We start from the raw sequence: 26,873 nt of genomic DNA, 5'->3' as shown, positions 1-26,873 counted from the left end.
TTAAATTGGGGCTTCTTTATTGGGTAAAGATATTTAAATTTATTCAGAACAAATTCGGATTGTTAAAAGATTATTACTGCAATGTTACTACGATTTCTATACATTCGACAGTATTTACATGGTGTTATATTTAGTGATTCGTTCATACCTTGGTATGGTTACGCACTTTTTTGGGGATATACCTATGGATCATGTAAAAGTTGGCAGGTTAGGCCCTTTCCCACGGGTAAGTAAACCTGTTTTTTTGACTTCAGCATTACTTATTATTACATTTATTATTCTTGGCGTTTTTTTTACTGAATCTGCCGGTACGTTGTTCAGTTTTTTACAAGGCTTTATTACCGATAAATTTGGTTGGTTTTTCATTATTCTCGTTAATGTGGCCTTAGGACTTTGTGTTTATTTGTCTATGAGCCGTTATGGCGATATTCGCCTTGGTGCTCAAACTGAAACACCACAGTACAGTCTATTCTCGTGGATTGGCATGCTGTTCTCTGCTGGTATCGGTATTGGACTTGTCTACTGGGGCACAGCAGAGCCCTTATATCACTTTATGGCACCACCACTTGGTGAAAAGGAAACGATAGAAGCCGCCAAGCAGGCGATGAATATTACCTTTTTACATTGGGGCTTACATGCTTGGGCATTGTACGCGATTGTAGGATTATCTTTAGCCTACTTCCACTTTCGCCGTGGCTTACCACTATCGATTCGCTCAACTCTTTATCCTATATTAGGTAAAAAAATATATGGCTCGTGGGGTCATGCCGTTGATATCTTAGCTGTATTCGGTACGATGTTTGGTGTGGTGACGTCACTCGGTCTTGGAGTTATGCAAATCAACTCAGGGCTTGAGAAATTATTTGGTATTCCTAATAATCTCACAATACAAATCGCTCTGATTGCTTTTGTGACTGTTTTAGCCGCATGTTCTGTCATGATGGGCTTGGATAAGGGTATCAAGCGTCTAAGCGATGTGAACATCGGTTTAACGGCTATTCTGCTTAGTTTTATGGTCGTCTTAGGGCCGACGCTTTTCATTTTTGATAGCTTCCTAGAAAATATCGGCAACTATCTTTCAGTGGTTGTACCATTAGGTCTGTGGGGTGAGTCTTATGAAGGTGAGGCAAACTGGCAGTCAGCATGGACGATATTTTATTGGGCATGGTGGGTAAGTTGGGCACCATTTGTCGGCGTGTTTATTGCTCGTATCAGCCGTGGTCGTACAATTAGAGAGTTCGTACTTGGGGTATTACTTATCCCTATGACCATATTGTTCTTTTGGTTTTCAACTTTCGGCGGCGTTGCTATTCATATGGAGCTTCTCGCTGCTATTGATCCAGCGTTGGTTAGTCCTGGATTGGTCGAGGCGGTACAAACAGATTTTGGTAGTGCCATTTTTAAATTGGTTGAGTATTATCCATTGGCACAACCCATAACATTCATGATTGTGATTATGATTGTATTGTGGTTCGTGACCTCATCAGATTCAGCAAGTTTTGTCATCGATATGTTGACCGCAGGTGGTGATACCAATCCGCCAAAGATTCAACGTTTATTTTGGGCAAGCACTGAAGGCGTCATTGCTGCTGTTTTGCTAGCTGCTGGTGGATTGAGCGCGTTACAAGCAGCAGCTATCGTAGCAGGATTGCCATTTGCCTTGGTTATATTTGCCATGATGTATGCGCTACTGCGTGGTTTGAGTCGCGATCGACTGATACTATATAGAGCGCAGCAGCATTATATTACTGAAGAGTCAGCAGATCACAACTCGGCAGATGAATTTGCTGATGAGCATCTACTCAAAGGACCCCCTAAGATTGTTAAAGGTGACTAAGAAGTAGATAAAATCAAGACAACTACTTAAGCTTTTAATAGAAGAAGCCCCAATTTATTTTTAAATTGGGGCTTCTTTATTGGGTGAAGATATTTAAATTTATTCAGGACAAATTCGGATTGTTGAAAATTATTACCGAAGTGTTACTACCATTTCTATACATTTAGCAGTGTTTACAAGGTGTTATATTTGATAATTCGTTCATACCTTGGTATGGTTACGCACTTTTTTGGGGATATACCTATGGATCATGTAAAAGTTGGCCGATTAGGCCCTTTTCCGCGGGTAAGTAAACCTGTATTTTTAACGTCAGCGATTTTGATTCTTGCATTTATTATTTTTGGTGCATTATTCAATGAACAAGCGGAAGTAGTATTTAACCAAGCAAAAGCATTTGTGTCTTTACGTTTTGGTTGGTTCTTTATTGTCGTGGTCAATTTAACATTGGTCATGAGTATTTATATGATATTTAGCCGTTATGGCGATATCAGGCTCGGCCATCAAAACGAGCGGCCAGAGTATAACTTGGTCTCTTGGATTGGGATGTTGTTCTCAGCAGGCATTGGTATTGGGCTGCTTTATTGGGGCACCGCTGAGCCGTTGTATCATTTCATGGCACCACCATTAGGCGAGGCGGAGACAGTCGCCGCTGCTAAACAAGCGATGAATATCTCGTTCCTACATTATGGTCTACATGTATGGGCGCTATATGGCATGGTTGCGCTATCGCTCGCGTACTTTCATTACCGAGTAGGTTTGCCACTGGCCATACGCTCAACGCTGTATCCTATACTGGGTAAAAAGATCTATGGCGGTTGGGGTCATACGGTGGATACGCTCGCCGTATTTGGTACAATGTTTGGGGTAGTGACCACGTTAGGTCTTGGTGTCTTACAGATTAACTCAGGCCTCGAGACGTTATTTGGTATACCCAATAATATTACGGTGCAGATTATTTTGATTGGCTTTATCACCATGCTAGCAGGGTTGTCTCTGTTTATGGGTCTGGATAAAGGCATTAAGCGTCTGAGTGATACCAATATATTGTTCACTGTGATATTGCTCAGTTTTGTGATTATCTTTGGGCCGACGCAATTTATTTTTAATAGCTTTGTAGAAAACATCGGCAACTATTTACATGAAATTGTACCCTTGGGTCTTTGGACTGAGTCTTATAGAGGCGAAGAAAACTGGCAAGCTTCTTGGACGATTTTTTATTGGGCATGGTGGATCAGCTGGTCACCATTCGTAGGGGTGTTTGTTGCACGTATTTCTCGTGGCCGTACCATTCGTGAGTTCATACTAGGTGTGTTATTAATTCCTATCACGATCTTGTTTTTATGGTTTACCGCCTTTGGTGGTTCTGCGGTAAATATGGAACTGATGGCAGCGGCAGATCCTAATATCGTTAGCCCAGGTCTGATCGAAGCCGTCAAAGCAGATACAGGCAGTGCTATCTTTAAGCTTATGGAGTCTTATCCACTGACAGATGCGGTCAATCTGCTTATTGTCGTCATGATTGTACTGTGGTTTGTCACGTCATCAGATTCAGCCAGTTTTGTCATTGACATGCTGACCTCAGGTGGTGATACCAATCCACCGAAGATTCAGCGTTTGTTTTGGGCAGGTGCTGAAGGTGTTATCGCTGCGGTACTATTGGCAGCAGGTGGTTTGAGTGCATTACAAGCCGCCTCTATCGTGTCAGGTTTTCCTTTTGCCATTGTAATCGTCGTGATGATGTATTCGCTATTGCGCGGATTGAGTCGAGATCGTTTGATTCTGTATCGCAATCAGCAATGGTTTACCACTGAGGAGTCAGCAGAGCACAATTCTGCCAATGAGTTCCGTGATGAAGATTTGCTAAAAGGTCCACCAGCACTTGAGAAAGATGCTTAAGCTCTAGAGTTTATTTTCTAACTACAAAAATACCCAGCTTGTCATAAGCTGGGTATTTTTATGGATGCTCAAAATATATTTGGTAGTAACACAGCTTAATAGCTTAACGGCATTCACCTTTTGCATAACCAATGGCTTCAGGGGTATTACAGGCTGAGCAAGCATTACTAGCAGTTTGATAGCTAATAATTGATCCGACCTTTGTCTTCACACAGACCGGATCATACTGTGCTGTACAGATATTGTTGGTAGGGTTAGCAGGTGGACATTGAGTGAGAGTATCTTCAAATTTCTGACTGCTATTAGGGTTTGACGGGGTAAGTGATTGACCAGACGTGCCCATATCAGACATAGAGCTACAGCCAGTCAATGCTAGAACTAAAGTGAGTATAAGTGATAGTGGTCTGAACGAAGATTGATTAAGCACGGAAAGGTGTCGATTGACTAGAGTTCGTTTCATAATAAAATACCCTTATTAATTGGGAGTATACGATAGCACTCTACTATCGCTGATGAATCTTGCTATTAAATTGATGAGATATTTATCTACTCATAATAACTAATCTAAAGCCATTTACCCAATCCTCTTCCACAAAAAACCCAAGCTCAATTAAGCTTGGGTTTTTTTTGCTTCTATTAGAAGCTGTTTTGCAGATAAGGTATCTAACAGAGTGTATCTACATTGACGAGGGTCGCTTATTTAGCTGATTTGTCGTCTTGGTTTAGCTGTACATACTTATCGAAGTTCTGTGCATAGTCAGTCAAATTGTCGCTAAGCATTTGGCGGTATTGTTTGACATAAAACTCGACGATGTCGTCTTTTTCTTTGGCAAAGTCATCGCCTTGCACAAAACCAATAGAAGCCACTGATGCGCTGTAGCGTGCTGCTGCATACAATAATGAAGCGCCTACTTGTCCTGAATGTGCTTCAGGGCTCAATTGGCTGTTTGCCATGCCAATAATGGCATCAGCACGTTGGTAAAATGCTTGCATTTCAGGAGTGATTTCGATGTTAGTATCGACATTTTCGTCTTGAGTGTTGATGTCTTGAGACATAAGCTATTCCTAATAATAAGTGTCAGTAATTTTAATATATAAATAGGGTTTGCACGCGTTTTATAGAGTAATACTGCTTATAAACCAGCATCCGCTTTTAAAATATCGGCTTTGTCTGTTTTTTCCCAAGTAAAGGCAGTCTCTGAGCCTGGACGACCAAAATGTCCAAAGGTAGCGGTCTGCTGATACATAGGCTGCAATAAGTTAAGCATACGGGTGATGCCATAAGGACGCAAATCAAAATGCGTACGAATCAGGCGAATGATCTCATCGTTGCTAATTTTGCTGGTGCCAAACGTGTTGACTGAGATAGAGGTGGGTTCAGCGACACCGATGGCGTAGCTTACTTGTACTTCACAGCGATCAGCAAGTCCTGCGGCTACAATGTTTTTGGCAACATAACGTACGGCATAAGCAGCACTGCGATCTACTTTTGATGGATCTTTACCACTGAATGCACCGCCGCCATGACGCGCCATACCGCCATAAGTGTCAACGATGATTTTGCGACCCGTCAGGCCTGCATCACCAACCGGACCACCAATCACAAACTTACCTGTTGGGTTGATGTGGTAGCGAGTACCTGCATGCAATAGCTCAGCTGGTAGTACTTGCTTGATGATAGATTCCATCACCGCTTCTTGCAAATCTGACTGCGAGATACTTGGATCATGCTGCGTTGATAATACCACTGCATCAATCGCTACTGGTTTATTACCATCATATTTTAGGGTCACCTGAGCTTTGGCATCTGGGCGTAACCATGGTAGATCTCCCGCACGGCGCAGCTCAGACTGACGCTCCATCAAACGATGCGCATATTCGATAGGCGCAGGCATTAATACTTCGGTTTCGTTACTGGCATAACCAAACATAAGACCTTGATCGCCTGCACCTTGCTCTTCAGGATCGCTACGATCGACACCTTGGGCGATTTCAGGTGATTGCTTACCTAGCATGTTGATGACGGCACAGGTTTCGCCATCAAACCCTAAGTCTGAATGGTGATAACCAATACCGTTTACAGTATCGCGAACCAGACGCTCCAAATCGATATTCGCGGTTGTGGTAATCTCACCTGCGAGTATGACCGCACCAGTCTTGACCAACGTTTCGCAGGCGACACGTGCATTCAAGTCTTCATGTAAGATAGCATCAAGGATAGCATCTGAGATTTGGTCAGCCATTTTATCAGGATGGCCTTCGCTTACAGATTCTGAGGTAAATAAGTTGTATTCACGCATAATGGGATCGCTTAATTGAATCAATCAGGGTAGGAAAAGCATCACGTCTTGGATGCTACTTTAATTAATGTCAGCCGCGCATTCACACGGCAGATAATCGATACTTCTTAATACTAAAAATCGGTTTTGAGCAGGATTTTTGGTCATCACTTTAGTGAAACATGAGCATGGTTAGCTACCATCAAATCGTCCAATATAGGACGCCACTGACAAGCGCTGATGGCTGTGTTTATGGGCAGCCAAATCAAGGTTTTCTCTAATAAGTTACGGCGAATGTGCAGATGACCTTATTAGAAGCATGGTAATAGCCACAATCTCTTAACACAAAAATAGGGTTATTCTACCTTGAAATACCATAAAACTCTAGTGAGCTGCACTTGCTTGGGTATAAGAAATGTGCAACATGCCTTGTTTCAATTGGCTGTGCCATTTATTAAAATCAGCAATAGGCTATAACTCTAAAAATGTTGCCTTGTCTTTGAACATGCATTCTTCATAGACAGGGCAAGCGCCGCATTTAGGCGTGCGTGCTTGGCAGGTATAACGACCGTGCAAAATGAGATAGTGATGGGCATCTACGATGAAGTCATCTGGTATGCGTTCGACCAGTTTGTTTTCAACGATCAATACGTTTTTACCCGTAGCAAGTCCTGTACGATTCCCCACGCGAAAGATATGGGTGTCGACTGCCATGGTTGGCTGACCAAAAGCCGTGTTCAACACCACATTGGCAGTCTTGCGTCCGACGCCTGCCAGTGACTCTAGATCTTTGCGATTATCGGGGACGGTGCTGTTAAATTTTTCAATCAAATCATGACAGGTCTTGATGACGTTTTTGGCTTTAGCATTGTATAAGCCAATGTTCTTAATATAAGACTTTAGACCGTCTTCGCCTAATGCCAGTATCGCCTCTGGTGTGTTGGCCACTGGATACAATTGCTGGGTGGCAATATTGACGCTCACATCGGTCGCCTGAGCAGATAAAATCACCGCGATTAGCAGCTCAAAATTGCTTTTATAGTTTAATTCAGTGACTGGCTCGTCAATCGTTGCTGCCAGCTTCTCAAAAAAAGGCCGCACATCACGATTGGGCATGCGTCTAGAAGGCGGCGTGTCTGCTGTTTTGTGTTTGACCGTTTTACTCATGGGATTTTGACTATTATTTTAGTGATTGGTTATACAAAATTATGTGCTGGCAATTACTCTTTTAGCTACTCAGTTATCAAAAAATCAATCATGTAAGTAGTCATTACTATCAAAGAGTTATCTGCAAGGACTCAAGCTCTGCTTTTAACGTTTCCAGCTCTATCTGTTTTTGATCATTGGCACGGACACTGAGCTGCTTTTCTAGTTTTTTGATTTTGGTACGCAGCTTGGCGGTAGCAATGGTGTTTTTTGCTTGTGCTTCACTGATGTTTAGAGATTGGCTAGCCGCATTGTTTAGTTTGGCTTCCACCATACTGACCACAGGTCTGCTGTTACTGGTGTCCGCTAACTGCTCTGTGACACGTCTGAGATGCGTATGATAGCGCTGTTTTAAATCCTCTTGCTCTGCTATCCGCTCAGGCATGGAGAGTGTTCGCTCAACAGTGACTAAATCAATACAGTCAACAGGACAGGGCGCGATACATAACTCGCAGCCAGTGCACAAGTCCGTAAAAATAGTATGCATATGCTTTCCAGTACCAATGATAGCATCGACTGGACAAGCAGGAATGCATTTGGTACAGCCGATACAGTCGTCCTCACGGATAACGGCACGAACCTCGGTAGGTCGCTCAGATGTGACATCTATTGGCCATTGAGAGGGTGCTGCAGGGAGTATCATATCAGCATCTATACCCACAATCTGAGCAATAGCATCCGTCACTGGTTGACCACCAGGTACGCATTTATTATAAGGCTCGTCATCCAGTACGATAGCCGCTGCATAGGGCAGGCAGCCATCTGGATGCTCACACAAACCGCACTGCGTCTGCGGCAGACACGCATCAATTTGTGAGATTTTCGTCTGTACATCGATAGGTAGCGTGTCGATGTGCAGGGCATCAAACAAGATAGGCAGGTTGACTAGGCGTATATTGGTACTACTTTGCATGTAATTAAAGACCTTGGTACCAATGGTAAAGTTGGTATGAGTGTGAGCAGTTTTTTATAAAAGAGTGATAGCGTTACTCTTGATGGAAGTATCAGATGGATATCAATATAAAGTTGCTAATACAAAATTGCTTTGACGCTTTTTATGAAAAGTCAGCTATATAGTAAATGTAGACATAAGATGCTAAGACATCAGGCGCTAATATATCAGTACGGCTAATTGAGACGCTAATTTTAAAGGGATAAGCGCAAAATCACAACGTCGATGTGATGTATGGTTCAATGATATTGAAATGTTAAGGGTTGGCAAGATACTTTATAGTTTGCGGTATCTCCACATCTTGCCATATCTTCATACGTCACTACACCTCAATACCATGTTCCCTCGCTACCTGCGCAATCAGCTCATGAGCGATGCTACCTTTCGGTGGTATTTGGGGCAAATTAGAGAGATCAAAAAATGCGGCATGCGACAGCTCTTCTTCTTCAATGACAATATCACCACCTGCATAAGCAGCGCGAAACCCTAGCATTAAGTTGGAGGGGAAAGGCCACGGCTGACTACTCACGTAGCGGATATCCGACACACTGATATTGACCTCTTCGGCAACTTCACGAACAACGGCATGCTCTAGACTCTCACCAACTTCCACAAAGCCTGCAATCAGACCGTACATTGGCGGCATTTTCTGCTGCCCATGACGGTGATGATGTGCTAGCAAAATTTGCATATCACCCGTTGCTGGATTCGGCCTAGTAATGGCAGTAATGACACAAGGCTGCACACGCGGATACTGATGTAGCTGACATACTGGACAGACCATAGCACGCTCTGAGCGAGCGGCATGAACGGCAGGACTGCCACAGCGACTACAAAATTGTGTGTCTGCTTGCCAGCGTAATAACTGGATGGCTTGACTGATTTGATCTGACAATGCCACAGGCATCTGGATCATCAGCTGACGATAATGGAGAAATGCATTGCCATGGATTGCGTCATCACTGCTTTCATCAATAGTAGGTAACGGTACATGGTGAGCGCGCGCATAGTCATAAGTCATGGCATTGGTCGCTTGTGCAGTGCCAGCGTTTGCCATGTCATCTTGCGCTATCTCATTTTTCGCTATATCACTAGTATCACCCGTCTCGCTAAGCTCATTGGCTAGCCAATGACTCGGCGGTAGGCTCTCATGTAGCGCCACATAACCAAGTTGATAGGACGGCTCATCTACGTTGCTATTGTCTTGTGGACATTGGATGCGTAATGGCAACCAGCCATCTGAGGTTTGATGACATAAGATTGTGTCACCATCAAATACAAAAGTATGGGCCATACGTAAAATTCCAAACAGTCGAGGTAAAGTCTATACCGATTTAGATACAGACCTATTTACAGTAAATTGAATTAATGAATAACTATGCAGTAAGCAAATGACTTAAGCTCTGCTGACCCACATCAAGCGCTTGTTTACTGACTGGGCGATTGTGCTCAAACCCATCTAAATGATGATCCACCGCCATCATGACATCAGCGATACAGGCCAGTGTATTGTCTTCAATACGTCGTCCACCTTCGATACGTTGCTCGATATAGGTGGCCAGTTGACTGAGCATGCTGGCAGGGGTCGGCAGCTGCAAAAACCGTACCGCGCCCGCCACTTGGCGCATCATGCTAGGTATGTTTTGGATATTGAGCATATCTCGTTCAGGTTCTGCCAGATAATCATTGATGGCTTGCTCTGCACTGGCAATAGCGCTACGGCTTTCTTGGATAAGAGTGTCATTGGCAGTGTTTAACTGATGCAATGAGATATGCGGATTGTTCAGTGGCAAGTAGATCGCACCCGGCGTGTGCATCTCCGCCATGGCAATAGTGGCGTTTTCTGCATGCATTAAGGCCAATAACAAATGATCGAAATCGTCAGGTGAGGGTGCTTTCCAATGTTTGACAGCCTCGGCCCCAGTATCCAGACTATCGGCTGCATTTGTGAGCCCCAATAGACGCAGCGCTGAACCAAGCTCAGTCAGATCTGTGATGATTTGTGTGGTCTGCAGTTCAATAGGATGGATAGAATCGCCGCGTGCATAGCTGTCTACGTTTTCCTTAATGATATTGATTTGGTCTTGAATAATAACGTTTAAAGTATCAGTCAATTCGCGATTTGGGCCAAACAGAAATCGCTTCATTTGTTCGAGCTGCGGGCCTTCTAAGTGATTGTTTGCATACTGCTCACGTAGCTGCTCTGCCTCTGCGGTATCACGCTGACAAGCAAAACTCACCAAATCGGCAAAGCGAGTATCCATCACTGGCAAGTAGCTTTGGAACTGCTGCTCTAAATATATAAGGGTATGCTTTTGGCGTAAGTTTAGCGGAAAAACGGCTGCGATATCAGTGACGGCTGCCGTGGCTGCCTGCCAAAATAGGCTGCTGGTATTCGAGGCAATTAGGGCACAAGCCGCGCTCATGGCATCGAGTTTTTTCTGATCACCTGAATCAACCTGACCATCGCTATTGAGCAGGGCAACGCCCAAACCGCTACGATAGGCAAAGGTCAGCAGCTCAGTGTCTAGATTAAGCCCACTCAATGGCTCAAAGTTTTGTTCAGGATTGGCAATGATGACACTACTACTACCAAATGCTGAAAAGTAGTCTGTGGTGATAGGGGCAGTTTGACTGTGAGCATTTAGCTTATTAATCACAGGTATTAATAGGCTTGGTTCTACTGACTCCGTCAGCAGTACAAACTCGACATAGCGATCCAAGGTCATGATGGCTTCTGATAAATCCATGATTAAGTCGGTGTCATTATTATCGCCGTTTTCATAGAGACGTTGCAGGCCATTGGCAATAGCCGTATTTAACGATTCTGCGCCAACCAATGCAATCAATTCAAAAATACAAGATAGCTGTCTTAATACTTCAATAGAATCTAATAATAAAGGCGCTTGATGGCTATCATCATTGAACTCGCTCAAATGAATTTCAGTGTCTTTGAGTGTTGCCTTAACCTCATCATGCAATAAATGTAGTGAGGGTAAGTTAAAATCAGTAACACTAAGCGTTGGTGCAGTTAATTTCATTTGCGCAGACTGATCCATAAGTATTCTTCCATAATGTACTAATGACAATAGCAGTGGTTTAAATGATGACTCAAAGAGCGTTTATTAGTGATGTTTTAACGCTTTATAAAACAATAATCAAGACTATATTATATAAGGGTTAGTATAGTGTCCAAATTATAAAGGGATTACATATGGGTTTTAAGCTCAGGATAATTGTCTACTAGCGCAGCATACCAGCTTTGATTGGCAGTCTCATCCGATGTCGATGCTAGCAACAGATTCGCCAAACTAGCAAAACTGGCATGAGCCGTCTGTCCGCCATCGGCCTGCGTGTCCTCTTCGATAGCGAGCGTGACTTGTCCACCCGTCATCGCCAGATAGACTTCTGCTAAAATCTCTGAATCGAGTAAGGCCCCATGAAAGGTACGATCTTGCTTACCAACATTTAATCGCCGCACTAACGCATCAAGGGTGTTTTTCTGTCCAGGATATTGCTGCTTTGCCATGACTAGGGAGTCAGTAACTTTTACACGCTGGGCAAAATCATTCAGACCGACTTTGGCAAACTCCATGTTCAAAAAGTTCATATCAAACGTGGCATTGTGAGCGATAACCTCAGCACCATCCATAAAGTCGTACAAGGACTGAGCGACCTGATCAAAGGTCGGTTTATCAGCCAAAAACGCTTCTGAGATACCATGAATACGAATAACTTCCTCATCCATACCGCGCTGCGGGTTGATATAGACGTGCAGTTTTTCACCTGTAAATTTACGCCCAACCATCTCGACGATACCGACTTCGACGATACGATCGCCTTTTAGAGCATCAAGTCCTGTGGTCTCGGTATCCATAATGAGCTGACGATTTGTCTCGTGACGATGGATAGGTTTTGGTAATAGGGGCGTAAAGTAAGGGTTGGCACGGCTGGTATCACCATCAAACTTGGGGGTATCCGATTCTACGTTTGCAGTAGTGCTATGTATGTTGGTATCGGTCATAAAGGTTTGAACCTCTGATAGTTCTGTATGATTCATTGGTGTGCTACTGTCATTAGAATTGCTTGGTACGGTTGCATCAGCATGGACATTAATAGTATTGTCGATTTCGTTATTAGTCTCATCCATCACTGAGTACGCTTCTAGTGACTCGTCATCGTGCTCATAGTCATCTTCATTGTCACTTTCGTCATCGATTATATCGAGCCCTAGCGGATCGAACTTTAACCAATCATCATTAGACGTACCTGGTGCTTTAACAGTCATTAGGGTGACTTTTTTTTTAGCGATGTCTGATTCATTTACTGCCGAATGGCCACTGTTCGATGTAACGCCTAAGTTTGCTAGCTCATCTGCTTTTTCGTTGCCTGCATGCCCTGCGTGGCCTTTGACCCAATGCCAATCAACATCGCGCTGTTGACAGAGCGCATCTAAGCGTTGCCACAAGTCTTGATTGGCGACGGGTTTTTTGCTGGCCGTTTTCCAGCCTCTTTTTTTCCAGCCCTCGATCCACTCAGTGATGCCTTTTTTGACATAACTGGAATCGGTCCAAATCTCAAGATTGTGCTCATGCGGGCTATGAGTCAGCGCTTGTATTGCGCCCATGAGCTCCATACGATTGTTGGTGGTTTCTTTATCACCGCCATACAAATCTTGTGTGCTGCCATCACTAAATATCAGGTGCGCGCCCCAGCCACCCGCGCCAGGATTGCCTTTGCAAGCACCGTCAGTATAGGCCACTGTAGTATTGGTTTTTGCGGCTAACGGATCAACACCATTATCTTGTGCGTAACCTTTATGGGTATGTGATGCTGGATGACGATTTTCTGACATAAAAATGTATGGACCTGATAAATGAAGGATATAGAGTGACGATCGAGCATCTTGCATATACGGTTTGAACGTAGAGAATGCCGCTGTGAGTATAACAAATCTATCGCAGATATGGGCAGTCGTGACGCACAAAGTCGCAAAACCATTTAGGGCAGTTTATAACGTCATAGTAACGGACTGGTTTTCTGTTAAAATAGCCCTCATAACAAGTCTTCGGACGTTAATATCTATAACAATACCTACCATAAAATCTCTAACGCATGACTGCAGGATAACCCTATTATGTCCTTACGCTCAAATGTCCTCCATAAAAAAATGACGTATCTGATGCTTGGTGTGACGGCCAGTAGCGCGATATTTTTGAGCGCTTGCAACGATACCAGCAGCACTCAAGTAAATACTGAGGTGGCAGATTTATCTGTGTTTGCGGGTTGTTATACCGTGAGTCCAGATGAACCTGCACAGATTCGAGTCAGTGAACAAGATGGTGCATGGGTCATGCAAATGAAAGAGCCTGCCACTGCCAAGCGTGTTTGGGACAATCCTGAAGCGCTCGAGGTGATTGAAAATAGCGAGATACCCCAGTTTTTCTCTATTGATCCTGACAATGTCGATGCAGTGATTGGTCGTCCTGATCGTGTGCTGGTGTTGGCTCATGTCAAGCCTGCCTACGCAAATATCGATCCGCTACTAGACAGTGAGTATCTGTCTTATATTTACCGAGGTGCCAATACTATCTACCGTGTAGAGTGTGATGACATCAATACCGATATTTTGGCCAATCCACATGCCAATATTATCATCGATAATGTCAATGAGAGCAGTTAGATAAGCGCTTTCTATCCTTATTATTTATGATCAATGCATTTTATGATAGATGTATCTATGATCGTTCGTCTGTCGTTATAAACGGTTTTGTCAGTAGAGTTAAGCAATATGAATTTTTTTAGTTATGTGGTGTTGGGCGGGTTTTCTTATGCAGCTGGTTGGGCAATAAGAGCATATATACTCGATAAAAAGCCTGAACCTGAGCAGCCTTATAATCTCAAGCATCCAGCCATCTTGGCGTATCTGGGCGGATTTTTTATTATCATGCTGATTGTCTCATGGCTGATTGGTCGTTATGCATTGGGACATGCTGCCATAGATTTTCCTTTTATTATTATCAATAGTTTGGTTGCCACCTTTGTTTGTTCGTTCGGTCTCAATCCTGAAAAAGCCAATTATGAAGTGCCAGACTAATGAGATAGCATAAATGACTGACAGTAAAAAGCCACGACTGATAATCAATATGTCAGTCGTGGCTTTTTACTGTTTACGATGTTTGATGTATGGCGTTAAGCTTGTTTCTTTACATTCGTTTTTTTAGTGGTGGCTGACTGGCTGTTTTTCCAAATCTGATATTTTTTGAGGTCTTTTTCGATCAGCTTTAAGCAAAAGCCCAGCACTAACGCATCATCGATATGACCGATGAAAGGTATGAAGTCTGGAATGATATCAATGGGGTTGAGAGTGTAAAGTAGACCGACCACGCCTGCTGAAATGGTTTTGTACGGAACCTTGCGATAGTTGCCTTTGTAGTAGTCTTTAAGCAGACTCATGAATAGCATTAAGTCTTTAGCAAAGCGCTCAAGGTGACTGCTGTCTTTTATCTTCTCTTGGAGTTTGTCTTCTTCATGGATGAGATACTTAAGATCGGCATCTAAGATGTCTTCTTTTTTCTGTTTATTGGTTGCTTTGTTAGCCATTATTATCCTTATTTGAGCATAGTCAGTATTTTCATACTGTAGTTGATTCAGTTTAAAAGAGAGTCAACCAAGTGAAGATGTAACTGTGATACTTCGAGCGAGGTTAACGCTGTCACTCTTTTATAGAGTGATTAACTATATAACAAAGTAAGGTGTGTGTGCCAATATTGAGTAGTAGTGGCGAGTTTAATATTCAGCTAATACGGTAGCGAAAAAGTAAATATGGGCAAGGGTTGGGCAACTATCATCGCCAAAAAAACGTCTACAATATGCTGCTGTGCGGTTTGAGCAAGTAGACTGCAAAATAAAGATGATGCAAAAGTATATTAAAATAAAAACGATAAGGTAGTAGCGAGATATGGGTGCCAAGAGTCAGTCATTAAAAAATAATAACCATAACCACGCAACGATTGAAACAGCCTCTGGGCTAAATCGCCGGCAGTTTTTGCGTCAAGTTGGCATGAGTGCAGGCGCAGGGTTGTTAGCGACTCACAGTATCACTCAAGCACTGGCCTCTAATGCTATGTATTCAAGTAGCACGCAACTGACTAAAGATGATCTGCCGTCTGCGCTGATGGATGAAGGCTCATTACCACAAACGTCACAGGCGTCATTAACGCAGACCACTTGTATCACGCCCACGATTGAAACACGACTTTTTGCCAGCTCCAACGTTGGAGGTAGTGACGACCGCACCCAACTGGCTTTAAACCGTGTGGCGTGTGCAGGTTTTAAAGTCAATAATCCTACGATTACCACTCGGCAGTATTTGCGGTTTGCTGGAACGGACTCACAACGAGCGAGTGACCTGCAAAACATCGCTACGGGTGCTATTGCAGCGCCCAAATTGCTGCTTGGTGTGCGTGGTGGCTATGGCGCCATGCGTTTGTTACCGATGGTTGACTGGTCGACGCTGGGACGGATTATGAAGGAGCGTGGCACGATACTCGCAGGTTTCAGTGATGTGACCGCTATTCAGTGCGCATTGCTGGCAAAGGGAGATATGAGTTCGCTTGCGGCGCCGATGCTTTATAGTGAATTTGGCAAGACCAAACCTGATGAGATCAGCTGTCGACAATTTGCTGAAGCACTCACCAATCCCAATCTGGTTATTGATATATCAGACGCTACCTTAACCAGTCCTAGTTTGCCTAGTATTTTGACCAGTGCTGAGCCCAAAACTATAACTGGCACTATGTGGGGTGGCAATCTGAGCGTAATGTCAGCGCTGGCAGGTAGTGAGTATTTACCGCGTATTGATGGCGGCATTGTATTCTTAGAAGACGTCGGCGAGCAAGCCTATCGTATTGAGCGCATGCTGTATGATTTGTACTTAGCGGGTGTGTTTAAAAATCAACAAGCGATCGTATTTGGGGCATTATCTGGTGCAGGTGAGGACAGCTATGACAAGCGCTATGATGTCGCCACTGTGATTCGTCAGCTGCATGAATTGACTGGATTACCCATCTATAGTGGTATGAGCTTTGGTCACATTGGACAAAAGAGCAGCTTTCCACTCGGGGCGACTTGTCAGCTAACACCTAATACTGATGGCGGTTATCAGTTGGCATTTACCAATTATCCAACTATCAAGGCTGATGCTATCCATGTCGAAGGGTTGTGGCAAGCGGTTTAGCCATTCGTAAAACCTTATAAAAAATAGCCATTAAAGAACCGTGAAAATTTATCCTGATACTCTTTCGGTGTTAGTTCAGTCGCACGTTTGAACAAACGCGTGAATGAAGAAATATCATCATAGCCAACTTGCTCGGCAAGCGATTTAATCGTTACATCTCCCAATTCTAGCAGGCGCTTTGCTTGCTCAATTCTAACGGCTTGAATATACTCAATCGGCCGCATCGCTACAGAGGACTGAAAGCGTCTATTTAAAGTACGCGGGGTGATATTTATCATAGCAGCCAGAGCGCTGACCTGTAGTGGCTGGTGGAAATTTTCTTCGATATAGTCTTGAACTTGTTTGATCAAATGATCCGAATGTGGTTTGTGCAGGGTCACGTTGGTATAGCTATTCTGACTGCCTCTTTTGCTATCGATGATTTGGGTTTTTGCCACTTGTGTGGAAATCTCACGTCCGCAGTAGCGCTCTATTAATAATAACCCCAAATCATAAAAGGCGCTGCCACCTGCCGCACAAAATATATTGCCTGATTGGTTTGTTGAGTTGCTTTTTGAATGAGTAACAAACTGGTTTTCTTGTAAGTCAACGAGTGGAAAGTCTGCCTTAAACTTACTGGCGTAACCCCAGTGCGTGGTGGCGATTTTATGATCTAGCAGTCCTGCTTTTGCCAAAAAGAAAGCCCCGCTACAGTTGCTGGCAATATCTGACTTGGTGTCTGCCAATCGCTTTAAATGTGGTATTAATTCCGCATTTCGGCTCAATACTTTATCGATTGAATCACCAATAGTCGGAATTAATAGCAAGTCGCATTCCGCTACTTCCTGAATATCGCAATGCGCTTGCATGATTAAGCGATTGCTACACCTGATATCCACGCCACCAACGCTTGCTATCTGCACATTAAATCGTGGTTCTACGGGTTCATCTAAAAATCGTTGCCAACTGACACCAGTGAATGAGAATAAATCTAATGCGCCTGTTAATGCGCTGCCGAGCACACCATCGAATCCAATAATAATGACTTTAAACGGTTTGAAATAGGGCACAGGTGTCTATCCTTCTTTTAATTATAAGACTGAAAATATCAATTTTTTATCTGAATTTTCTAAATATAAGTACTATTTATGTCGTATTTAACCATAATTATGTCATAAATGACAATACGGTAAGGCGTTAAATTAGCTTAATATCGATTGATAACCACATTTAATCAGCTAACGAGAATACTATGGCAGCAGATACGCTTATCAATGACTTTGAGTTACCGTTCCAATTATATGATGTATTGGGCACTGAAAATTTAACTGAGCATGCTAAGTTTGCAGAGCATAGCCGCGAGACATTTGATGCTGTGTTAGAGACGGCCAATAAAATTGCGACCCAATTGTTTTTGCCGCATAACCATGTAGCGGATAAGAATGAGCCACAGTTCGATGGCAAAAAGGTCAGCATGATAAGCGATGTAAAAGTCGCTTTTGATGCATTCCGTGAGTCAGGATTTATCGCTGGTCGTTATAGTTTTGAAGACGGCGGCATGCAGTTACCTGAAACGGTGATGACAGCCGTGGCAGGCTATTTTATGGCTGCCAATCCATCAACGACGGCCTATCCATTTTTGACCACTGCTGCGATTAATGTGATTTCACATTTTGCTAGCGATGAGATTAAAGCTGCCTTTATGCCGCGCATGCTGACAGGTGAATTCACTGGAACGATGGCATTAACAGAGCCACATGCAGGTTCGTCACTTGCTGATATCAAAACCACTGCGGTAAAACAAGACGATGGTTCTTACCGTGTAAAAGGCAGCAAGATTTATATCTCAGGCGGTGATCACGAACTGTCTGACAATATCGTCCATCTCGTATTGGCCAAAGTGCCAGGTGGTCCAGGTGGCGTTAAAGGTATTTCTTTATTTGCTGTGCCCAAGTATCGCTTAAACGATGATGCATCGGTCGGTGAGCGCAACGATGTGCATTTGACAGGACTCATTCATAAGCTAGGCTATAGAGGCACGACGTCGACGGCACTGAGCTTTGGTGACGAAGGTGAGTGTTATGGTTATCTAATCGGTGAAGAGCATTTCGGCCTGCGCTATATGTTCAAAATGATGAATGAAGCGCGCATCGCTGTCGGTTTTGGCGCATCGATGGTGGGTTATCGCGGTTATCAATACTCACTTGATTACGCCAAAGACAGAACGCAAGGTCGTATCGCCCCGAACAATAAACCTGAAGATGCAGCAACTGCTATCATCAATCATGGTGACGTAAAGCGTATGTTACTCGCGCAAAAAGCCTACTCTGAAGGCGGTATCTCATTATGTCTATATGGCTCAAACCTGATTGATCGTATCAACACTTGCGAAGACGAAACATTAAAAAACGAGCTAACAGAGCTGTTAGACCTTCTCACACCAGTATTAAAAGCATGGCCATCTGAATATGGGCCAAAAGCCAATGATTTGGGTATTCAAGTCTTGGGCGGTGCAGGCTATACGCGTGAATATCAAGCTGAGCAGTTTTGGCGTGACAATCGTCTTAACCCTATTCATGAAGGCACAAATGGCGTGCAGGCATTGGATTTGTCATTTCGTAAGTTGTGGCAAAAAGGTGGGTTAGGCATTCAAATCCTAAAACGTGAGATTACACAAGATTTAGAAAATATCACTACACCTGAGAGCGCTCAATTGGCAGGTAAATTGATGCCTTACATGGGTCACTTACATGAAGTATTGGTGCATCTCAGCAAAGTGCTACAAACCGAAGAAGCCGTGACATTGACGGGCAACGCACAAGCATTGATGAACATCTTTGCCTCAATTGTGCTGAGCTGGATTTGGATTCGTCAAGCCAGTAAAGCTGAGCAGCTACTAAGTACGACGCAAGATGCTGAGCAGCAGAACTTCTACAAAGGCAAGATACAAGCGGCCAAATACTTCATTGATTGGGAATTACCATTAGTTAAACGCGACATCGAATTATTAACCAACACCAACTCGGTTTGCACTGATATGCAAACAGAATGGTTCTAAGGACAACTCTAAGGAAAGAGACATGACAAAAATTAATAAACAGTGGCGATTAAAGGCCAGACCGGTAGGCGAGCCTAGTGCTGAGACTTGGGATTATACTGAGACAGAAATACCGACTATCACTGATGGTCAGCTACTGATTAAAGTTGAATATATCTCTATCGATCCGGCGATGCGTGGTTGGCTGAACGATGCCAAATCTTATATTGCACCGGTACAGATTGGTGACGTCATGCGCGCTGGTACGGTAGGCGAAGTGATTGAAAGCAAGCATGAGAAGTTTGCGGTTGGTGACTATGTCGCAGGTCACGATGGCGTGCAGTCTTATGCCGTCAGTGATGGTGCTAATCTGTACAAAGTTGATCCAAAACTGGCGCCATTGTCTTATTACTTGGGCGTACTTGGTATGCCAGGTATGACAGGATATTTTGGTTTGCTAAAAACAGGTCAGCCAAAAGCAGGTGAGACTGTTGTCGTCTCTGGCGCAGCTGGTGCCGTTGGTAGCTTGGTCGGTCAGATTGCCAAGATTAAAGGCTGCCGCGTCGTTGGTATCGCGGGCGGCGCAGAGAAATGTAAATTCTTAGTCGATGAGCTTGGGTTTGATGCGACGATCGATTACAAAAATGAAGATGTGAAAAAAGCACTAAAGAAAACCTGTCCAGACGGCGTCGATGTCTATTTCGACAACGTAGGCGGTGATATCTTAAATGACGTGCTCACACAAATAAATCTGCATGCGCGTATCGTTATTTGCGGTGCCATTAGTCAGTATAACAACACCACAGAAGTCAAAGGCCCATCGAATTATCTATCATTATTGGTCAATCGTGCCCGTATGGAAGGCATCGTGGTATTTGATAATATCAAAGAATATCCAGTCGCCATGAAAGATATCGCTGGCTGGATTCAGTCAGGTGATATGAAAGTGAAAGACCATATCGTTGAAGGTATCGAGACGTTCCCAGATACTTTAATGATGCTCTTTAAAGGTGAAAACTTCGGCAAACTAGTACTTAAGGTAGAGGGATAGATCATGACACTGAATACAAACGGAATTGCATCAGATGTAACGGGTAAACGAATTTTAATCACGGGCGGTGCATCAGGCATCGGGGCAGCAAGCGCGTTATTGCTAGCCAGTCGCGGCGCAAAAGTCGTGATCGGTGATATGGCAGAAGACATGGGCGCTGCGGTTGCCCAGCAAGGCCAAGACGCTGGCAACAGTATCGTTTTCAAAAAAGTAGACGTGACCAGTGGTGATGAAGTACGCGCGTTGTTCGACTTTGCAGTAGAAACGCTTGGCGGCTTAGATGTGGTGGTCAACAACGCTGGTATCGACCATAAGCCTTCGCCAATGCATGAGCTAAGCGATGACGACTTTGATCGTAATATCGCAGTGAATTTAAAAGGTGTTTGGCACTGTATGCGTGCTGCGGTCAATTGTATGATACCTAATGGCGGTGGTCATGTGATTAACGTGGCATCTATTGCTGGTCTACGTTCAGCGCCTATGATCTCAGCTTATAGCGCTGCTAAACATGGCGTTATGGGTCTGACCAAGTCTGCTGCTCATGAGTACGCGCGCGCCAATATTCGTTTTAATGCGGTATGCCCAAGTTTCATTGATACGCCAATGGTCCGCAACACCATGGCAACCATGGATGAGCGTACGCAGCAAGCAACGATTAAGGCCAGTCCACTGCGCCGTCTAGGAAATGTGAATGAAATCTCTAGTGCGATTGCATGGCTAGCCAGCGATGAGAGTACCTTTATGAACGGTCATGCCTTTACACTCGATGGTGGTATGCTAGCGTAACTGTGGCAATTGAGCGCTCATTATTCAATTTATTAGTGCTCGATAATCGCTGTTAGTTGTGACAGCGATTATCTGCGTTTAGTTATCCAATTTTAGATACATGAATTCAGCGCTCAAGAATAATTGTTTGAAAATAGTTAGTTTATAAAAACATAAGGAATAATGATGAAAGACTTATTTGATTTAACCGGTAAAGTTGCTTTGGTTACTGGCGCTAGCCGCGGTATTGGCGAATCTATTGCTCGTTTATTGGCATCACGGGGCGCGCATGTGATCGTCTCTAGCCGTAAGATTGATGCCTGCCAAGCAGTCGCTGATAGCATCGTCGCTGATGGTCACAAAGCCAGTGCTTTTGCTTGTCACGTGGGTGAGATGGCGCAGATAGATGCAATTTTTGAGCATATCAAAAGTGAATTTGGCCAAATTGATATCTTAGTTAATAATGCCGCTGCAAATCCTTATTACGGTCATATCTTAGATACAGATTTAGCAGCTTTTGATAAGACCGTTGAAGTTAATATCCGCGGTTACTTCTTTATGTCGACGGCCGCTGGCAAAATGATGAAAGAGCAAGGTGGCGGCGTCATCTTGAATACTGCATCGGTCAACGGTTTAGTAGCGGGCGACAAACAAGGCATCTACTCAATTACTAAAGCGGCAGTCATTAGCATGACCAAAGCCTTTGCTAAAGAATGTGGTCCATTAAATATCCGCGTCAATGCGTTATTACCAGGTTTAACCGATACCAAGTTTGCCTCTGCCTTGACGACCAATGATAAAGTCCTAAAAATGGCGCTACATGCTATTCCACTAGGACGTGTTGCGAATCCTGACGAGATGGCTGGTACGGTATTGTATCTGGTGTCTGATGCCTCAAGTTATACCACAGGCGCAACGATCGTTGTTGATGGTGGTATGCTGGCTTAATTAGCTAATCTATAGAATATAAGTTCAAGAACAATTTACTATGAAGAACCGCATGAGATTAATTTTCATGCGGTTCTTTTGATTTGATTTTCGATTGAATATCTAAGTAGCCTTAGTTTTGTGCTATAGAATGAATCGCTAATTTTGAATGGGGGTCAGCGATATAGTGGCATAATAAAGCTGCCAATAGCTATTTGGAGAATATAATGGAGTTAAGCATGGATTCAGTTATCAAAAATAAAATAAATGCGATTTCTCAAAATAAAACATGGCTGTTTGTGCCAGCGACTCGCATCGATAGAGTAGCCAAAGCCTTTGCTAGTGGCGCAGATGCAGTTATTGTCGATTTAGAGGATGCAGTGGCTCTAGAAGATAAAGCAGACGCCCGCAAATTATTGCAGCAATATCATGACAGCACAGACTATCAATCGATTTGGGTACGTATTAATAAAGCAGGCAGCGAGGAGTTTTTCAAAGACATAGTACTCTGTCAGAAAGTGCCAAATTTGGCTGGCGTGCTACTGGCTAAAGCTGAGCAAGTCGCCGACATTGAGAGCGTATATCAGCTCACCAATTTGCCTGTGGTTGCATTGATTGAGAGTGCTGTTGGATTGTATCAAATCGATAGTATGGCAAAAGCAGTCGGGTTAGCTGCGTTTAGTTATGGTTTTTTAGATCTGTGCAATGATTTGTGGGTACAAGTAGGTATGCCTGCTGCGGATATCATCGCCAACCAAATTCGCTACCAATTAATCCTGACGTCAAAAGTGCACCAGTTGTCGCCACCGATTGATACGGTTTATCCTGATTTCAATAATGAAGTTGGACTGAGCAACCGAGTACAATTATGGTCGCAGATGGGCATGTCAGGAATGCTGTGTATTCATCCCAAACAAGTGGCTGTCGTTCAACAGACATTACAACCAACAGACGAAGCATTGTCATTTGCTCAGCGCGTGGTTGATGAGTATGAGCGCAGTGGGCAGGCAGTGTTTGAGATAGATGGTCAAATGGTAGACGCGCCAGTGATTGAGCGCAGCCGTCAACTATTAGATAAGAAGTAGGCAAAGTTTGTTAAATCAACACTATTATTATTGATATAATGACTTTCTCACTCGATATTATTGTGCATAAAATATTTCTATAGTCGGTTCAATATAATTTGGATACAAGGAAGGCGAGTGAAAGTACTACAACTCGTAGACTAAGCAAGCCTGACACCGTATCCAATTTATAGAGGATTGACTATACATAGACCATATTGCCCGTCAGTATCAGACGCTCTTACTCAAAATCGGAGAAACTCATTGCGAGCTGTCAACTATAAGTATTTGATTGTGATTGTTCTGCTAGTGCTTGCAGTGGGCTTTGCTATCTTTCGTTGGTGGCGAGGACCACTGTTGCCTAGCTATACAGTCTCATCTATGCCATTGGTACAAACGGTGGTGGCGACTGGACGTGTCGTGACGACATCACGTACTCAAATTGGTAGTGAAGTGACAGGAGTCGTGCTTGAGCGCTTGGTACAAGAAGGCGACGAAGTGGCAAAAGGTGATTTATTATTGGTACTGAGCTCAGATGATGTGTCTGCACAAGTACGTCAAGCAGAGGCTGAATTGGCTGAGCTTGTGACCAGTAGGCGCCCACAAGCACAGGTTGACCTCTCAAAAGCAGAGGTGCAGCTTGCACAGGCGACTCGTAATGTAGCACGTCGACGTGAATTGGCAGCGATTTCAGCGATATCGGATGAAGAGATGGAGCAGGCGGAGCAGTCCCAAAGCCAAGCGCGCAATGATTTGGAAGCTGCGCGTCTAAGAGCAAAGGCATTGGCTTCTGGCGGTGTTGAAGAGGCTCTACTACGTGAGCGCATTGCGGCATTGCAGGCTCAATTGGCTAAGACAGAAGTGCGCAGCAAGGTTGCTGGCACGGTACTCACTCGTGACGTGGAGCCGGGCAATCTGGTACAGCCAGGCAAAACATTATTTACTATCGCACTTGCTGGCAATACAGAGGTACATGTACCGCTTGATGAGCGCAATTTATCACGATTGGCCTTGCAACAAGAAGCATTTGCCATCGCCGATGCGTATCCAGACCAACCTTTTCCTACTCGTATTGACTTCATCGCACCGAGTATCGATTCGCAGCGAGGTACGGTAGAGGTTCGACTATCGGTTGATCCTGTGCCTGAGTTTCTACGACAAGACATGACCGTTTCAGTAAATATTGAAACAGGTCGCCGTGAGCAGGCATTGGTGCTTCCCAATGATGCTTTAGCGAATATCCAAGAGGATACGGCTCAAGTATGGTTACTACGTGAGGGTAAAGTACAACGTCAAAAAATAACGCTAGGGCTTCGTGGTCTGGCGATGTCGGAAGTCATTGCAGGGTTGGATAACGGAGATCAAGTGCTGGCCGATGCAACTGCATCTTTGGTCGATGGTGAGCGAGTGCGCACTGATAATTCAGCAACCCGTAATGAACCAGCGGTAATATCCAAGTGAAAAATTTGTTCGGGCACTTATGGATCGATGCAGTCATTGCGATCAGTTTTTTACGCGAGGGACGGGTACAGTCGCTGATGATTACATTAGGTGTGGCTATTGGTGTTGCTGTTATCGTCTTTATCACAGCCCTGATTCAGGGTTTACAAACCAATTTAATTGATAAAACGCTTGGTAGCCAATCTCATATTCAATTGGTATCACCAGATGAAGTTAATCTAGTGGCACCAGTAGCAGCAGGAACCGCACAGCTGATACAAGAAGACAAGCGTCCTCAGCGGCTACGATCTATCAATAACTGGCAACAGATTACCGCTACCTTAGATAAACTACCATTACTGACAGCAGTATCACCGGTGGTATCAGGACCTGCGTTTGTTCGGCGCGGAGAAGCGCTAGAGTCGGTGGTATTGATCGGAACAGAACTCGAACGATACCAGAAAATCATACCGCTTGATGAGTATCTAATCAGTGGCGATCTGCGAGTAGGCGCTGATAATGTGCTCATCGGTAGTGAGCTTGCCAACAATCTCGGTGTTCAAGTGGGTAGCAAGCTGCGACTCGACACTGGTGAGCAGGACAATACTGTGGTAAATGTCGCTGGTATATTTGAGTTGGGTGTCCGTGAGCTGGATGCACGTTACGTCTATCTAGACCTAAAACAAGCACAGTCATTGCTCAGTTTGCCAGGAGGCGTCACCGTGATTGACCTCACGGTTGCTGATATCTTTGAGGCGGACAATATTGCTGAGCAGGTAGGGCGTCTGACCTCTTTGCAGGCAGAGAGTTGGATCGAGACCAATGCACAATTGATGAGCGGGCTATCAGCGCAGAGCTTGTCTACCAACATGATTATCGTGTTTGTAGGTATCTCGGTCGCCTTTGGTATTGCGAGCGTACTATCGGTCAGTGTCGTACAGCGTACTCGAGAAATTGGAATTTTACGTGCCACTGGTGCGACTCGTCAGCAGATCTTATGGATATTTTTAATTCAGGGCGCTGTGTTTGGTTTATTAGGTTCGGTTTTGGGTAGTGCGGTGAGTTATGTGCTGGTGTGGGCATTTAACACTTTTGGCCCAAGTTTATTTTATATTCCAGTGTCTATAGAGCTTATTCTGCTGGCAATGTTGCTAGCGACGCTAACCGGTGTATTGGCTGCTGCTATACCAGCGCGCCGAGCTGCCGCATTGGATCCCGTGGTGGCTATTCGTTATGTCTAATAATAACTCTCATGAAGTGCTGCGTTTAGAGGCACTAAAAAAATCTTATAATATTGGCCAGCCCAATGAGATTGAGGTGCTGCATGGTATCGATTTGTGCATCGATAATAATGATTTTGCTGCGCTCATCGGGCCTTCGGGCTCTGGTAAGAGCACCTTGTTGAATGTGCTTGGCTTGCTAGATAAGCCTACCAGTGGTGAGTTGTATCTGCTCGGGCAGCCGACGAGTAATATGGACGATGCTGGTCGCACGGCACTGCGAGGTGGCAGTATAGGCTTTGTCTTTCAGTTTCATCATCTGATTCAGGCATTTACTGCGTTAGATAACGTATTAATGCCATTGATGCTGACCAAGGGTCGCCCAAATCACTCTGCCATACAAAAAGCGCGTGACCTGCTGGCTTCAGTGGGTTTGGAGAAGTTTGCTGATAGCAAGCCGAATGAGCTTTCAGGTGGTCAGCAACAACGAGTGGCTATCGCGCGCGCGCTCATCACAGAGCCTGCATTGTTATTAGCGGATGAACCCACAGGTAATCTAGATACGGTAACGGCTGCCGAAGTGTTCGAGCTGTTTCGTAAAGTCAACCGTGAGCGTGATTGCGGTGTGTTATTGGTTACCCATGATCCACGTTTATCCGCATCCTGTGATCGGACTATCAATCTGGTAGACGGTCTTATCGAAAGCGATTCGCCAAATGTTAAAGAGTCTATATCCTAATATCACAAAGTATAGTGGATTCAGTTTAAAAGAGATGCAAGGCAACCAAGTGCAGATGTATATGTGATACTTCAAGCGAGGTTAACGCTGTAGCTCTTTTATAAAGGATTGACTATAGCGCTACAAAAACTTTGCGACTATATCATCGCTATCTCTAATAGTAAGCGTCTAAAAGCTGTCGACGTGTCAGTGATTGAGCGTAGCCGTCAACAATTGGCAAAGTAGCAGACAAATCCATAATG

General features: G+C 44.1%; 23 protein-coding genes. 13 read left to right on the top strand and 10 right to left on the bottom strand.

The window, feature by feature from the left end:
* Positions 1–184 precede the first annotated feature (184 nt).
* A complete protein-coding gene (locus I6E86_RS09265) occupies positions 185–1,837 on the top strand; it encodes a BCCT family transporter (protein WP_197177222.1) in 1,653 nt (550 codons plus the stop codon).
* Between the two features lie 243 nt (positions 1,838–2,080).
* The gene (locus I6E86_RS09260; protein ID WP_197177221.1) at positions 2,081–3,733 is read left to right on the top strand and encodes a BCCT family transporter; all 1,653 of its coding nucleotides are present in this window, start codon (positions 2,081–2,083) and stop codon (positions 3,731–3,733) included.
* A 103-nt stretch (positions 3,734–3,836) separates the two neighbouring features.
* On the opposite strand, the gene I6E86_RS09255 is transcribed toward I6E86_RS09260, so the two are convergent.
* From I6E86_RS09255 to dnaQ, 8 genes are all read right to left on the bottom strand, one after another.
* Positions 3,837–4,085, bottom strand: coding sequence for a hypothetical protein (locus I6E86_RS09255; RefSeq protein ID WP_197177220.1), 249 nt, complete (start codon positions 4,083–4,085; stop codon positions 3,837–3,839).
* Positions 4,086–4,429: 344 nt separating this feature from the next.
* The gene (locus I6E86_RS09250; RefSeq protein ID WP_197177219.1) at positions 4,430–4,789 is read right to left on the bottom strand and encodes a DUF3144 domain-containing protein; all 360 of its coding nucleotides are present in this window, start codon (positions 4,787–4,789) and stop codon (positions 4,430–4,432) included.
* 77 nt (positions 4,790–4,866) lie between these two features.
* Positions 4,867–6,033: a methionine adenosyltransferase gene (gene metK / locus I6E86_RS09245; protein WP_197177218.1), complete on the bottom strand. Its 1,167-nt coding sequence runs from the start codon at positions 6,031–6,033 to the stop codon at positions 4,867–4,869.
* A 450-nt stretch (positions 6,034–6,483) separates the two neighbouring features.
* Positions 6,484–7,179 carry an endonuclease III gene (gene nth / locus I6E86_RS09240; RefSeq protein ID WP_194364050.1) on the bottom strand — a complete coding sequence of 232 codons (696 nt, stop codon included), beginning with the start codon at positions 7,177–7,179 and terminating at the stop codon, positions 6,484–6,486.
* 109 nt (positions 7,180–7,288) lie between these two features.
* Positions 7,289–8,131 (bottom strand): RnfABCDGE type electron transport complex subunit B, encoded by an 843-nt coding sequence (locus I6E86_RS09235; protein ID WP_197177217.1) that lies wholly within the window; start codon positions 8,129–8,131, stop codon positions 7,289–7,291.
* A gap of 361 nt (positions 8,132–8,492) precedes the next feature.
* A complete protein-coding gene (gene nudC / locus I6E86_RS09230; protein ID WP_197177216.1) occupies positions 8,493–9,464 on the bottom strand; it encodes an NAD(+) diphosphatase in 972 nt (323 codons plus the stop codon).
* An 82-nt stretch (positions 9,465–9,546) separates the two neighbouring features.
* Entirely contained in the window at positions 9,547–11,229 is a 1,683-nt protein-coding gene (locus I6E86_RS09225; RefSeq protein WP_197177215.1) for a hypothetical protein, read from the bottom strand.
* 149 nt (positions 11,230–11,378) lie between these two features.
* On the bottom strand, positions 11,379–13,025 hold the full coding sequence (gene dnaQ, locus I6E86_RS09220; protein WP_197177214.1) for a DNA polymerase III subunit epsilon: 1,647 nt from the start codon (positions 13,023–13,025) through the stop codon (positions 11,379–11,381).
* A gap of 282 nt (positions 13,026–13,307) precedes the next feature.
* Between dnaQ and I6E86_RS09215 the strand changes: the two genes are divergently transcribed.
* Together I6E86_RS09215 and I6E86_RS09210 are read left to right on the top strand one after the other, a co-directional pair.
* Complete coding sequence (locus I6E86_RS09215; protein WP_227680612.1) at positions 13,308–13,853, top strand: hypothetical protein; 546 nt, start codon at positions 13,308–13,310, stop codon at positions 13,851–13,853.
* Between the two features lie 108 nt (positions 13,854–13,961).
* Positions 13,962–14,267 carry a hypothetical protein gene (locus I6E86_RS09210; RefSeq protein ID WP_110922770.1) on the top strand — a complete coding sequence of 102 codons (306 nt, stop codon included), beginning with the start codon at positions 13,962–13,964 and terminating at the stop codon, positions 14,265–14,267.
* Between the two features lie 95 nt (positions 14,268–14,362).
* Here the strand turns inward: I6E86_RS09210 and I6E86_RS09205 are convergent, their stop codons facing one another.
* A complete protein-coding gene (locus I6E86_RS09205) occupies positions 14,363–14,773 on the bottom strand; it encodes a YkvA family protein (RefSeq protein WP_197177213.1) in 411 nt (136 codons plus the stop codon).
* A gap of 358 nt (positions 14,774–15,131) precedes the next feature.
* Here I6E86_RS09205 and I6E86_RS09200 point away from each other — a divergent pair, with 358 nt between their 5' ends.
* Positions 15,132–16,409, top strand: coding sequence for an LD-carboxypeptidase (locus I6E86_RS09200; protein WP_197177212.1), 1,278 nt, complete (start codon positions 15,132–15,134; stop codon positions 16,407–16,409).
* 14 nt (positions 16,410–16,423) lie between these two features.
* Here I6E86_RS09200 and I6E86_RS13850 read toward each other — a convergent pair whose 3' ends face one another.
* Entirely contained in the window at positions 16,424–17,458 is a 1,035-nt protein-coding gene (locus tag I6E86_RS13850; protein ID WP_197177211.1) for a GlxA family transcriptional regulator, read from the bottom strand.
* 182 nt (positions 17,459–17,640) lie between these two features.
* Here I6E86_RS13850 and I6E86_RS09190 point away from each other — a divergent pair, with 182 nt between their 5' ends.
* From I6E86_RS09190 to I6E86_RS09155, 8 genes are all read left to right on the top strand, one after another.
* Positions 17,641–19,446 (top strand): acyl-CoA dehydrogenase, encoded by a 1,806-nt coding sequence (locus I6E86_RS09190; RefSeq protein ID WP_197177210.1) that lies wholly within the window; start codon positions 17,641–17,643, stop codon positions 19,444–19,446.
* Positions 19,447–19,468: 22 nt separating this feature from the next.
* Positions 19,469–20,476, top strand: coding sequence for an NADP-dependent oxidoreductase (locus I6E86_RS09185; RefSeq protein WP_197177209.1), 1,008 nt, complete (start codon positions 19,469–19,471; stop codon positions 20,474–20,476).
* A gap of 3 nt (positions 20,477–20,479) precedes the next feature.
* A complete protein-coding gene (locus tag I6E86_RS09180; RefSeq protein ID WP_197177208.1) occupies positions 20,480–21,262 on the top strand; it encodes an SDR family NAD(P)-dependent oxidoreductase in 783 nt (260 codons plus the stop codon).
* A gap of 162 nt (positions 21,263–21,424) precedes the next feature.
* The gene (locus I6E86_RS09175; RefSeq protein ID WP_265090116.1) at positions 21,425–22,189 is read left to right on the top strand and encodes an SDR family oxidoreductase; all 765 of its coding nucleotides are present in this window, start codon (positions 21,425–21,427) and stop codon (positions 22,187–22,189) included.
* A 218-nt stretch (positions 22,190–22,407) separates the two neighbouring features.
* Entirely contained in the window at positions 22,408–23,253 is an 846-nt protein-coding gene (locus I6E86_RS09170; protein WP_197177207.1) for an HpcH/HpaI aldolase/citrate lyase family protein, read from the top strand.
* 243 nt (positions 23,254–23,496) lie between these two features.
* Complete coding sequence (locus tag I6E86_RS09165) at positions 23,497–24,693, top strand: efflux RND transporter periplasmic adaptor subunit (RefSeq protein ID WP_197177206.1); 1,197 nt, start codon at positions 23,497–23,499, stop codon at positions 24,691–24,693.
* Positions 24,690–25,913 (top strand): ABC transporter permease, encoded by a 1,224-nt coding sequence (locus tag I6E86_RS09160; RefSeq protein ID WP_197177205.1) that lies wholly within the window; start codon positions 24,690–24,692, stop codon positions 25,911–25,913. The genes I6E86_RS09165 and I6E86_RS09160 overlap by 4 nt, the downstream gene beginning before the upstream one ends.
* Positions 25,906–26,631, top strand: coding sequence for an ABC transporter ATP-binding protein (locus I6E86_RS09155; RefSeq protein ID WP_197177204.1), 726 nt, complete (start codon positions 25,906–25,908; stop codon positions 26,629–26,631). The genes I6E86_RS09160 and I6E86_RS09155 overlap by 8 nt, the downstream gene beginning before the upstream one ends.
* The last annotated feature ends 242 nt before the right edge of the window (positions 26,632–26,873 follow it).

This window comes from Psychrobacter sp. SWN149, from assembly GCF_015864565.1.
Lineage (GTDB): Bacteria > Pseudomonadota > Gammaproteobacteria > Pseudomonadales > Moraxellaceae > Psychrobacter.
The sequence above is the reverse complement of the archived record's forward strand: the minus strand, read 5'-3'. Positions and strand labels throughout refer to the sequence as shown.